The organism is Campylobacter showae (assembly GCF_963515975.1).
GTDB classification, from domain to species: domain Bacteria; phylum Campylobacterota; class Campylobacteria; order Campylobacterales; family Campylobacteraceae; genus Campylobacter_A; species Campylobacter_A showae_F.
Map to the genome: position 1 here is coordinate 57,011 of NZ_CAUPZM010000001.1, position 11,011 is coordinate 68,021.

9 protein-coding genes are annotated in these 11,011 nt (G+C 46.9%); 2 read left to right on the top strand and 7 right to left on the bottom strand.

From position 1 onward, the window contains the following. Window positions 1-181: 181 nt before the first annotated feature. Window positions 182-700 (top strand): inorganic diphosphatase, encoded by a 519-nt coding sequence (gene ppa / locus RWM02_RS00330; RefSeq protein WP_314068247.1) that lies wholly within the window; start codon window positions 182-184, stop codon window positions 698-700. An 88-nt stretch (window positions 701-788) separates the two neighbouring features. Beyond that, window positions 789-1,322 carry a DUF937 domain-containing protein gene (locus RWM02_RS00335; protein WP_314068250.1) on the top strand — a complete coding sequence of 178 codons (534 nt, stop codon included), beginning with the start codon at window positions 789-791 and terminating at the stop codon, window positions 1,320-1,322. Between the two features lie 272 nt (window positions 1,323-1,594). Here RWM02_RS00335 and mnmC read toward each other — a convergent pair whose 3' ends face one another. The 7 genes from mnmC to pyrH are packed head-to-tail and all read right to left on the bottom strand — an operon-like array spanning window position 1,595 to window position 10,947. Then, window positions 1,595-3,670: a bifunctional tRNA (5-methylaminomethyl-2-thiouridine)(34)-methyltransferase MnmC2/FAD-dependent 5-carboxymethylaminomethyl-2-thiouridine(34) oxidoreductase MnmC1 gene (gene mnmC, locus RWM02_RS00340; protein WP_314068253.1), complete on the bottom strand. Its 2,076-nt coding sequence runs from the start codon at window positions 3,668-3,670 to the stop codon at window positions 1,595-1,597. Continuing rightward, window positions 3,667-5,511, bottom strand: a complete 1,845-nt coding sequence (locus tag RWM02_RS00345; RefSeq protein WP_314068256.1) for an N-acetylmuramoyl-L-alanine amidase — start codon at window positions 5,509-5,511, stop codon at window positions 3,667-3,669. Before RWM02_RS00345 ends, mnmC begins: the two co-directional genes overlap by 4 nt. After that, window positions 5,495-6,586 carry a nitronate monooxygenase family protein gene (locus tag RWM02_RS00350; RefSeq protein ID WP_314068259.1) on the bottom strand — a complete coding sequence of 364 codons (1,092 nt, stop codon included), beginning with the start codon at window positions 6,584-6,586 and terminating at the stop codon, window positions 5,495-5,497. The genes RWM02_RS00345 and RWM02_RS00350 overlap by 17 nt, the downstream gene beginning before the upstream one ends. Further along, window positions 6,586-7,794 (bottom strand): tyrosine--tRNA ligase, encoded by a 1,209-nt coding sequence (gene tyrS, locus RWM02_RS00355; protein ID WP_314068262.1) that lies wholly within the window; start codon window positions 7,792-7,794, stop codon window positions 6,586-6,588. The genes RWM02_RS00350 and tyrS overlap by 1 nt, the downstream gene beginning before the upstream one ends. A 17-nt stretch (window positions 7,795-7,811) precedes the next feature. After that, complete coding sequence (locus RWM02_RS00360) at window positions 7,812-10,010, bottom strand: RelA/SpoT family protein (RefSeq protein WP_314068265.1); 2,199 nt, start codon at window positions 10,008-10,010, stop codon at window positions 7,812-7,814. Then, the gene (locus RWM02_RS00365) at window positions 9,994-10,212 is read right to left on the bottom strand and encodes a DNA-directed RNA polymerase subunit omega (RefSeq protein ID WP_295142509.1); all 219 of its coding nucleotides are present in this window, start codon (window positions 10,210-10,212) and stop codon (window positions 9,994-9,996) included. Before RWM02_RS00365 ends, RWM02_RS00360 begins: the two co-directional genes overlap by 17 nt. A 15-nt stretch (window positions 10,213-10,227) precedes the next feature. Further along, entirely contained in the window at window positions 10,228-10,947 is a 720-nt protein-coding gene (gene pyrH, locus RWM02_RS00370; protein WP_314068268.1) for a UMP kinase, read from the bottom strand. Window positions 10,948-11,011 lie beyond the last annotated feature (64 nt).

Consider the following 11,011-nt stretch of genomic DNA (forward strand, 5'->3'; position numbering starts at 1 on the left):
CGATAAGCGAATTTTGCGCTCTAGCTTCAAATTTGCTGTAGTAAGACCCGTTAAAATTTAGCTCGCAAAAGTTCTCGTTTTACTCCAAATTTAGCCGAGATTTTATATAATCCCTTACTTAAATTTCAAGGCAATTATCTCAAAATCTTTTGGCGAGATAGGAGCTTTACAAAGGATTAAAATGGACGTTTCAAAAATCAAAGTAGGCTCAAACCCGGACAAAATCAACGCCGTGATCGAGATCCCATACGGCTCGAACATCAAATACGAAATCGACAAAGATAGCGGCGCGGTCGTAGTCGATCGCGTGCTCTACTCGGCGATGTTCTACCCGGCAAACTACGGCTTCGTACCAAACACGCTCGCAGCAGACGGCGATCCTGCCGATATCTTGGTGCTAAACGAATATCCGCTGCAAGCAGGTAGCGTGATCCCGTGCCGCCTGATCGGCGTGCTCGTGATGGAGGACGAAGCGGGTATGGACGAGAAGCTACTAGCCGTACCGGTCACTAAGATCGACCCAAGATTTGACGGGATCAAGAGCTACAAAGACCTGCCTGAGGCCACTTTAAATAAGATCAAAAACTTCTTTGAAACTTATAAAATTTTAGAGCCTAACAAATGGGTCAAGGTTAAAGAATTTAAAGACGCCGACGCCGCGAAAGAGATCCTAGACGCGGCAATCAAAAACTACAAATAAGCCGCTTATGCTTGCTTGACCGTCGTTTCGTTCAACTCAAACAAGCGGCGGCCGAATCTAAACTCGCGAAAAAATCAAAAGGATAAAAATGGATATATTAAAGTTACTTTTGGGCAACTCTAGCGGTATGATAGACGCGATGTCGCAAAAAAGCGGACTGGCGGCAAACGACGTAGAGGCCGTAGTTTCTAAGATTGCGCCGATTTTCATGCAAAGAGCGAACGAAAATTTTAAATCAGACGCGGATTCGTCGAATTTCCTAGAGATGATCCGCCGCTCAAACCTCGACGAGATGGCTGACGCCCCGCAAAACATCAGCGTCGCCGATGGCAACGAGCTGCTTGGCGTACTAACGGGCTCAAAAGAAAACAGCAGGGCTCTAGCTAGCGACGTGGGTTCGCAGCTAGGCATCAGCGCGGACTCTATCAAAGCCTTGCTACCGATGATCGCGCCGATGATCGCAGGCATGCTAAACAATCAGCTAAAAGCCTCAAATTTGCAAGGCTCTGCAGATAACGACTCTATGATGTCGATGCTTACGCAGTTTTTAGATCAAAACAAAGACGGCTCGATCGTGGACGATATTTTTAGGATCGCAGACAACTTTTTCGGTAAAAAATAGGCGAATCTCGCCTATTTTAGCCGTTTTGACTTTTGGCCGCTCGTCTAAATTTGAGCTTTATCTATACTATGCTTTTGCGCCGCAATGCGCATTTTTTCTACTCTTAACAATTTTTGATACACGCCAAGAAACGGCACTCATGCTACTTTAACTAGAAGGACTAAATTTATAAAAAATAAAATTTGATCAATACTCGCCGCTGCCTCAAATTTATGCCGAATTTGGCGCAAAACAAATAACGTAAAATCAGACTTTAAAATCCAATTTTATGCCTACTTTAGCCCTTTTTTAAGTTTCCTAACGAGAAATCTCGCCAAATGAAGCTCGTCAAAAAGCGATTTTTCGATACAAAGTGGACGGTCAAAAACGAGGTCGCAGATGAGCTCGGCGCCAAGCACAGCCGTACAAAGCCCGCGCGAGCCGTGAGCGGTGCTAACGTAGACGTTTGGTACGTATTTTGGATGCGGATTGGACTTACCTTTCGTCCAAAGCAGCGACTTGTAGGTATCTTTATAAAAATCCTCGTCGTAAAGCCGCCCAATGAGCGGAAAACGGTCGCCGCTATAGCTGCGGTAGCCCACTTTCGAACCGATTATTCGGACGTTTTGCGGAGTTTTTATCGTGTCGTTTGAGAGATTTTCGGATGCAGTCAAATTTGATGCATCTTGCGTCAGAGCCGAATCATCAGTAGTCTCGGCACGCAAATCCATATTTTTACTCAAATTTATATCGTTCCTACTCGTTTCTAAACGATTTAAATTTTCAGCGTCGCCGTCTCGGCCAATATTCAAATTTAGCCGCTCTTTTTCTGCAAATTTGCCGTCCAAAAACTCGGCGACGTCGGCTAAGTTTTTCTCGTCGTCGCTAGAACGCGGCTCGTCTAAAAAAAGATTTCTATCATAGGTCGCGCCGATCACCTGCACGCCTTGGGCAGGCGGGCAAACGTAGCCTTTGGCGCTAAAGGGCGCAGGCGTCAAAACGGCGGGCGCGATATGCGTTACCTGACCGCGAACGGAGCTGAGCCTAATGTCGTAGTCCGCAAAAAAATCCATGCTCTCGCCGCCGATAGCAAGTACGAGCACGTCGGCGTCGATAATTTGTCCGTCCTTAAAATGAGCCCTAACCGCACCGCCCTCAAGCGTCTCAAAGCCCGTAAATTCGCAGTTTAAAAGCGTTTTTATGCCAGCACTTGCCGCCTTGCACATTTTTCTAGGGCGAGCTTTTGCGCCCTTAAAAATAAACGCGCTAGCGTAAGGCTCGTCATCAAATTTTAGCTCAAAAATGCCGTTGTCCGAGTCAAATTCTCGCCACTCGTAAAAGCGCTCCAGCGTCTTTTGCTCGTATGCGTAGTCTGTCGCGCCGCAAAACTCTATCTCCTCGGCGCCGAGGTTTCGCTCATAAAAGCGAGCCGCCTGCAAAAACGCGTTCATATGCATGCGGCCTAAATTTACGGTTGGTTTTGTAATAAGCGGCATCAAGATCCCGCAGTGATTTCCAGAGCCGTTTAGTGCGATGTCGCCCCGCTTTTCGGCGATCGTGACCTTTAAACCGCGCTTGCGCAACTTAAACGCGCAAACGCAGCCAGCCACGCCGCCGCCGATAACTAGCGCCGTCTTTGGAGCGATCGTGGCGGCGGGATCAAATCTGCTAAACCAAATTTCGCTCCCGGCTTGCCGTTCGCCGATAAATTTAGCGCGCAACATCTCTCGCTTTTTGCCGTAACCCTTTAGCAAATTTACTTCAAAACCGCTATTTTGCAGGGCTCTTTTTAGCGCGCCCGATGCAGAATACGTACAAACAGCGGCGCCGGGAGCGCATAAATTTGCGATTTTAGCACAAACCCGCTCGCTCCACATAGCTTCGTTTTTAGCGGGAGCAAAACCGTCCATAAAAACAGCATCCGCGATAAAGCTAAGCTCGTCCAAAACCTCGTCCACGTCGCCAAAGCACAATGTAAGCGTGACATTTGGGGACAAATTTAGCCTATGAAATCCGCAAATAAGCGGCGGATAGGCATCTAAAAGCTTGCTAGAAACATCCTCAAGCTCGCTAAAATTTGCGTAAATTTTAGCTAGATCGTCTCTATCGATCGGCGTTTTTTCGATACTGACGAAATTTAAAAATTTATCCGAGTTTTTAAATCTTTTAAAAGCGCAGAGGAAATTTAACCCCGCGCCAAATCCAGTCTCAAGTACGTTAAATTCGCTTTTTTTCTCCCAAATTTCATCAAAAACGGAGTTAAAAACGTACTCGCTCTGGGCTATGGGACCATCTGCGTTAAAGTAAATGTCGTCAAATTCGGGACTAAATGGAATGCCGTCCTTAAAAACGACTCTCGCGCTTTTCATTGCTGGTTTGAAAAATAGACGTCTATGCCGTCCGCAAGCCCCTTGGCTAGGGCGTCTTGGTATTTTGAGTTATTTATGAGCTCGCCCTCGTCTGGGTGAGTGATGTAGCCGACCTCAAGCAGCACCGCTGGCATCAGCGCGCCTACTAGCACCCAAAAAGGCGCCTCGCGAACGCCGCCGTCGGATGCCTTTGAGCTCACCGATTTAGCTCGCGCTAAAACTTCGCGCTGAACGTCGATGGCGAGCTTGTTTGAGGCAATGATTTTCTCGCGGTTAAGGAAATTTAAAAATGTCTGCTTGGAAAAATAGTTCATCTCTTCGATGTCGGATTTGTTTTCCAGCGCCGCGGCGTTTTTGCTACGCTCGGAACGAGCCGGCGAGAGGAAAAATGTCTCGATACCGTGCATGGTCGCTGCCTTAGTCTTGTTTGGCGCGGCGTTTGCATGGATGGAGATAAAGAGATCTGCAGCCTTGTCGTTGGCGTATTTCGTGCGGTCGCGAAGGTTGATAAATTTATCCTTGCTACGCGTGTAATAAACCTTGTAACCGCGTCCTTGCAGCTCCTTGCCAGCCTTTTGCGCGATACTTAGTACGACGTTTTTTTCTTTTAAAGATCCGTTTATAGCGCCCGGATCATCGCCTCCGTGCCCAGCGTCAAGGACGATAACCTTGCCTTTAGCGCTTGTAATTTTTTTGGCGCTTGTCGTTTTTACGGGCGCCAGCACAATTTCTTGCTCGTCTTTTTTAGTAGTACTTTGAGTGCTTTTTGCATCCGTCTTGGTCTGTGCGGCAACTTTTTCTTGCTTTTGCTGAGCGAGCTTTTGATTTTGAGATTGCGATTGAGCGGTTTTTTGCTGTTGCGGCATTTGCGCTATTTCAGGCTTTGGCTTGGCTGCAATTTTTTGGGCTTCTTGCTTTTGTTCTAGCTTAGCTTGTTCGATTTTTTTCTTTTCGGCCATCTGCCTAGCTTGTATTTGAGCCTGCTTTAGGTCGATCGTTTTTTCTACGTTTTGTTTTTGCGAGATTTGCGACTTTTGATGATTATCTTTTGCGGCGGCTTGTTTAGAGTTTAAATTTTCATTTTTTACGGATTTTTGCTCTTGCGTGGGAGAGGCCTTTTTAAAAACTAGCGACCGATCTTCGGCTCTTAGTTTTAAATTTATCTCAAATTTGTTCACGAAAACCACCCTCACGGTGCTCGCGTCAAACTGACTTATACGGACCTCATCTACCAAAAATCCTTTTATACTCTCCACAGTTCCAGCGCTCCAAACACCCTTAAACTGGTATATATCCCTATATAAGCCTTTTTGATTTAGTGTAAATTTATTGATATCGCTGCCGCTTAGCTGCCTGTTAAATTTTAACTCCAAGCTATCGCTACCCCTGATCACGGAAACTAGCGTCAGCTTGTCCTGTTCGGACGGGTTTTTCTTGTTTACCGGCGCAGAGAGTTGTTTTAGCTCGGCGGGTTTTTGCTTGACCTCTTTTTGATCTTTTACCTCGGGCTGCTTAGGCTTTGGCGCCTCTTTTTCTTTTTTAGGCGCAGGCCCGGCTTTTGGCTGCGGCAAGCCTTTTAGCTCTTTTTCGTACGATTTCGTATCTAGCCCCAAGGCTTTTGCGCTTTTTATCAGACGCTGCAGCGACTTTGCGGTTAGTTCCTTGTCGTTGTGCATGATGGATCTAACATATAGTACGCGCAGTTCTTGATGAAATTCTGTCTTTTTCTTGCTGTTTGCACCGTCAAATTCGCGGTCGAATTTATCAAAAAAGTCGTCGTTTGCAAACGTCGCCGCCAATAAAAATAAAATTACAAAAACTTTTTTAATTATCTTCGCCATTTATCAGTTTTTCAAATAGTTCTTTCACGCTTATTATCTCGTTTAGCTTGTAGCCGTTTGCGCCCGTGAAAAACAGCCCCGTCTCCTTACGCCCCTCAAAGGCGTCATAAAGGCGGTCTGCGATACAGTAACCTACCTCTTTAGCTTCTTTGCCGCGCTGGCACGGGCTTACGCAGTTACTTACGCAGCTGATTTTTGGACCCTGGCGCTTATCGACTAGATTTATCAAATTCGTCCTAACGCCGCGTGCAGGGTAGCCTACCGGGCTTTTGATCAGCTCGATGTCCTCTTTTTTGGCCCCCAGCAGCACTTGCTTAAACTCCTCGCTAGCGTCGCACTCGTGCGTACCGATAAAGCGAGTACCCATCTGCACGCCGTTTGCCCCTAGCGAAATCGCCTTCTCGATGTCGTTTTTATCCCAGATGCCGCCCGCGGCAAATAGCGGAAAATCGCCCCACTGCTTTATCTCTTCGCTAACTGGCGTTATCAAATTTTCCAGCTGATATGCGGGATCGATACACTGCTCGTAGGTAAATCCCTGGTGCCCGCCGCTAAGAGGCCCTTCGAGTACTACCGCATCCGGAAGCCTACCGTATCGCCCCTGCCAGCGTTTGCAGATGATTTTTAGCGCCTTTGCCGAGGATACGATAGGAACTAAAGCCACGTCCGGGTAATCTACCGTAAATTCAGGCAAATTCGTAGGTAGCCCCGCGCCTGTAATGATCACGTTTATGCCGTGGTCGCAGGCGTCTTTTACGATACGCTCGTAGTCGTTGCTTGCATACAGGATATTTACCCCAAGAGGCCTGTCGCCGCAAATTTTACGCGCGTTATCGATGACGGCTTTTAGCCCCTCTCGCGAGTAGAAATTTCCGCTACCGTAGGGCTTAGCGTTTAGCTCTTTGGTGATATATTTTCGCCCTTCGTAGTAGCCCGTCCCAACAGAGCTTATGACGCCTAGGCCGCCTTCTAGGCTGACGTTTCCGGCGAGCCTATCCCAGCTGATACCAAGCCCCATTCCGCCTTGGATTATCGGGTATTTTATATCGTATTTTCCGATTTTTACGGGTTGCATCAGCTTACCTTTAGTTTTGCAAATTTACGCTTGCCGACCTGCAAGACGTATTCGCCAGCGCCCAGCTTTAGCTGCTCGTCGGCGATCTTTTCTTGATTTAAGCTCACGGCGTTTGCCGCGATGTCTCGGCGCGCCTGGGAGCTGCTGGCGCATAGACCGCAGTGAGTGAGCGCCTGCACGATCCAAACCGGAGCAGCTAGCTCAAACTCGTCCATCTCGGTCGGGATCAAATTTTGCGAGTGCACGCGGTCAAATTCGGCCTTCGCCTCTTTTGCCGCCGCTTCGCCGTTATATCTAGCCGTGATTTCTAGCGCTAGAGCCTCTTTTACGGCTTTTGGGTGAGCTTTGCCGCTAGCTACGTCCGCTTTCAAATTTGCGATTCCTTCCGCGCTTTTGTCGCTTAGTAGCTCGTACCAGCGCCACATCAGCTCGTCGCTCACGCTTAAAATTTTAGCAAACATATCGTTTGGCTCATCGGTAACGCCGATGTAGTTTCCTAGGCTCTTGCTCATTTTATTTACGCCGTCAAGCCCCTCTAAAAGCGGCATCATTATGACGGCTTGTTCTTTGCCGACATTGTAAACTCGCTGCAAAGTTCGCCCCATTAGGAGGTTAAATTTCTGATCCGTGCCGCCCATCTCGATATCGCATTTCATCGCGACGCTATCGTAGCCCTGAAGCAGCGGGTACAAAAATTCGCTTATCGAGATCGAGGCGCCGCTCTTGTATCTTTTCTCAAAATCATCACGCTCAAGCATCCTAGCCACGGCAAAGGTGCTGGTTAGCTCCACGATACCTGCAGCCCCCAGCTCGTTTAGCCACTTGGAGTTAAACATTATCTTTGTTTTTTGCGGGTCTAAGATTTTAAAAACTTGCTCCTCGTAGGTTTTGGCGTTTGCCACCACGGTCTCGCGGTCTAGCTTTTTTCGCGTCTGGCTTTTGCCGCTTGGATCGCCGATTTGCCCCGTGAAATCGCCTATCAAAAACTGCACTATCGCGCCGTGCTTTTGCAAAAGAGCCATCTTTTGAAGCACTACGGTGTGACCCAGGTGCAGATCGGGAGCCGTCGGGTCAAAGCCTGCCTTAACGTAGAAATTTTCGCCCTTTTCATAGTAATTTTTTACTAAATTTTCGACGCGCTCCTCGTCTATCATCTCGGCGACGCCTTTTTTTATATCGCTCATTATTTTGCTTAAATTTTCGCCCATTTTCTCTCCTAAATTTATTAATGTCCGTATGCGTCGTCAAGCGACACAAAGTCGATGATCTTGTAGCGATCTCTTAGTCGTTCTTTTATCTCATTCACGTTCAAATTTTCGCCAAGCTCGATCGTCAGCTCGAAAAAGTCCGCCGTCGCCTCTCTGGTCTCGGTAAGGCTGATGGTTACGAGATCGACTTGCATTTTCGCCATATACGTCAAAAACTCGGCTAGCGACCCGCGCCTGTTTTCAAGACTTAGGATGATCTTAAATCTATGCGGAGCAACCCGCGTCCATTTGACGAAAATCATCTCGTTTTTCTCTTCGGCCAGTTTCATAAACCGCTCGCAAAGCTTGTGATGGACGGTGACGTGGTGATAGTTTCTAAAGCCCACGATATCGTCTCCGCGCTTTGGATTGCAGCAATAATCAAACTCGATGCTGTTTATTTTATGGTTCGAGTAGATCACGATATTTTCAAATTTTTGCTTTTTTACGTTATATTTATCCGTTAGCGCGATGGCAAACGGACGATCTTTTTTTACGTATTTTTTTAGCGCGTTTACGATGTCTTGTAAGTAAACCGAGTCAAATGCGGCCTTAAAAATTTTCTTTGTTAAATTTTCGCTATCCACCCACTGCGATATAGTTTCGGAAGGAACGCCGAAAATCCCGCTTAAAATCTCAAGCGCGACCATATTATTTATATCTCTTATCTTTTGCTTGCAGTATGAGCGTATCGTAGCTCTAGCCTTGCCAGTTTTTACGCTGCCTAGCCACGAACAACGGTATTTTGGCTCATCGCCCGTTACGATGCTTACTATGTCGCCATTTTTTAGCTCCGTTAGTAGCGGCACTCGCATACGGTTTACGTAGGCCTCTTTTGCATACAGTCCTACTTGCGTATGTATCTCGTAAGCATAATCAAGCGCGGTCGCGCCGCGAGGAAGCGTAAATATATCTCCCTTTGGCGAATAAACCGCGACGTCTTCTACATAGAGGCTATCTTTTGCGTATTCGTAGAGCTCTTCCGGATTTTCGTTCGCCTCTTCTATGCCGTTTTCTATACCGCTGATGTCGCTTAGCCAGTCTAGTTTTGGGTTTAAAAAGCCGCCCGTTTTATATTTCCAGTGCGCCGCGACGCCGTACTCTGCGGTTTTATGCATATCAAAGGTACGAATTTGCACCTCAAAGATGCTTTTGTTATCAAATATCGTCGTGTGTATGGTTTGGTAACCGTTTTGCTTAGGAAGCGCGATATAGTCTTTAAAACGCGAGATTAGAGGATTAAAATTTATATGTAAATTTCCAAGCACCAAATAGCAATCCTGCGGCTCTTTAACCAGCACGCGAGCGGCTAGCAGATCTAGCACCTCCTCTATAGAGATACCTTTTCGCTGCATTTTTAAGTAGATCGAGTAGTGGTGCTTGATGCGCTTTTGTATCTCAAAGTCGTTTTCGCTAAAGCCGTTTTTGAGTAAAATTTGAAAAATTTTATCGGTAAACGCGTTTAGCTTTAGTACGAGCTGTTGCTTATGCTCGTTTAGATAGTCGTCTATTTTTTTGTATTCTTCCGGTAAAGCGTATTTAAAACTAAGATCGTCAAGTACGTTCTTTATGGACGAGATACCTAATCTATGCGCGATAGGAGCATAAACCATCAGCGTCTCTTCGGCGATTCGTTTTTGCTTTTCGGGGCGCAAAGCTTGTAGCGTGAGCATATTGTGCAGTCTATCGCAGAGCTTCACCACGAGCACCCTCACGTCCTCGATCGATATAAGCAGCATCTTACGAAATGTCATAGCTGACGCCGCCAGACGTTCGTTTGACTCTGAGCTTGCGAGCTTATCCTCTCTGATAGCTACGATTTTAGTTAGTCCTTCGACTAGCTTTGCTACCTCTTCGCCAAAGTCCTCACGTACGCTTTCTATCGATCTATCCGTATCCTCGACCACGTCGTGCAGTAAGGCGGCGATAATCATATCCTCATCCCCGCCCATATGCGCTACGATGCAGGCTACTAGGATAGGGTGTATCGCGTAGGGTTCGCCGCTTTTTCTAAACTGTCCGGTATGAGAGATGACGCAGCACTCGACGGCGCGCTCTAAATTCGGAGTAAAGCACACTAGCGAGCTAAGTAGCGTACGTGCCTGTGATACGTCTTTGCATGCAAGTACGTCGTCTATTAGCTGCTCTAGTAAAAATCCGCTATTTGGCTGCTTCAACTATACCCTCTAAAGCTATTTTGCCCTCGGCTATCTCGCGCAATGCGATATCGGCAAATTTCATCTTGCTAACGTCGATATCAAGCAGGCTTTTTGCTCCGCCGGCTAGTGCCTCGGCTCTTTTGGCTACGACTAGAGCGAGCTTATATCTATCGTCTCCGACGAGTTTTAAAGCCCTTGCCGCTACTTCTTCAGATCTCATTTATTCTCCTTAAATTTAATTTCTCACGATAGAGCAAAACGCGCTCTCGTCGCCTTGTATGATTTTAAGCAAATTCCCGTCTTTAAACATATTACAGACTAAAATCGGTAGCGAGTTGTCTTTGGCTAGCGCTATGGCCGTATCATCCATCACTTTGATATCGTCGCTCATAGCAAGCTCGTAATTTAGCTCTTTTAGCAGCGTCGCATCGTCGAATTTATTCGGATCTTTATCGTAAACGCCGTCTACTTTAGTGGCCTTGATGATCATATCCGAGCCGATCTCGATAGCGCGCAAAGTCGCCGCCGTATCGGTAGTGAAAAACGGATTTCCCGTACCTGCAGCAAATATCACCACGCGGCCTTTTTCAAGGTGTCTGTTCGCACGTCCGACGATGAAAGTTTCACAGATAGCTTCCATCTTTATCGCGCTTTGTACGCGCACATCCAGACCCACGCTCTCTAGCGCCTCTCTCATCGCGATAGAGTTTATCACGGTAGCTAGCATGCCCATGTGATCGCCGCTGGTACGCTTTATGATGCCGTCTCTAGCCGCGCTAACGCCGCGTATGATGTTGCCTCCGCCGATAACGATACCCACTTGGATACCGTTTTCTACCAGCTCTTTTATCTGTTTTGCGATAAATTTAAGCACCGCGTTATCTATACCAAAGCCGCTATCTCCGGCTAATGCCTCGCCCGAAAATTTAACTAAAATTCGCTTCTTTTTCTCCATTTTTCATCTCCTTAAAATTTTGCGATTTTAACTAAATTTGCTTTAAATTTTGCTAATCCGCCCG

Bases quoted from the DNA above. Each gene is read 5' to 3' on its own strand.
- RWM02_RS00365 (WP_295142509.1), bottom strand. From the start codon at position 10,212: ATGAGATCTGAAGAAGTAGCGGCAAGGGCTTTAAAACTCGTCGGAGAC.
- RWM02_RS00345 (WP_314068256.1), bottom strand. From the start codon at position 5,511: ATGGCGAAGATAATTAAAAAAGTTTTTGTAATTTTATTTTTATTGGCG.
- RWM02_RS00350 (WP_314068259.1), bottom strand. From the start codon at position 6,586: ATGCAACCCGTAAAAATCGGAAAATACGATATAAAATACCCGATAATC.
- mnmC (WP_314068253.1), bottom strand. From the start codon at position 3,670: ATGAAAAGCGCGAGAGTCGTTTTTAAGGACGGCATTCCATTTAGTCCC.
- pyrH (WP_314068268.1), bottom strand. From the start codon at position 10,947: ATGGAGAAAAAGAAGCGAATTTTAGTTAAATTTTCGGGCGAGGCATTA.
- RWM02_RS00335 (WP_314068250.1), top strand. From the start codon at position 789: ATGGATATATTAAAGTTACTTTTGGGCAACTCTAGCGGTATGATAGAC.
- ppa (WP_314068247.1), top strand. From the start codon at position 182: ATGGACGTTTCAAAAATCAAAGTAGGCTCAAACCCGGACAAAATCAAC.
- tyrS (WP_314068262.1), bottom strand. From the start codon at position 7,794: ATGGGCGAAAATTTAAGCAAAATAATGAGCGATATAAAAAAAGGCGTC.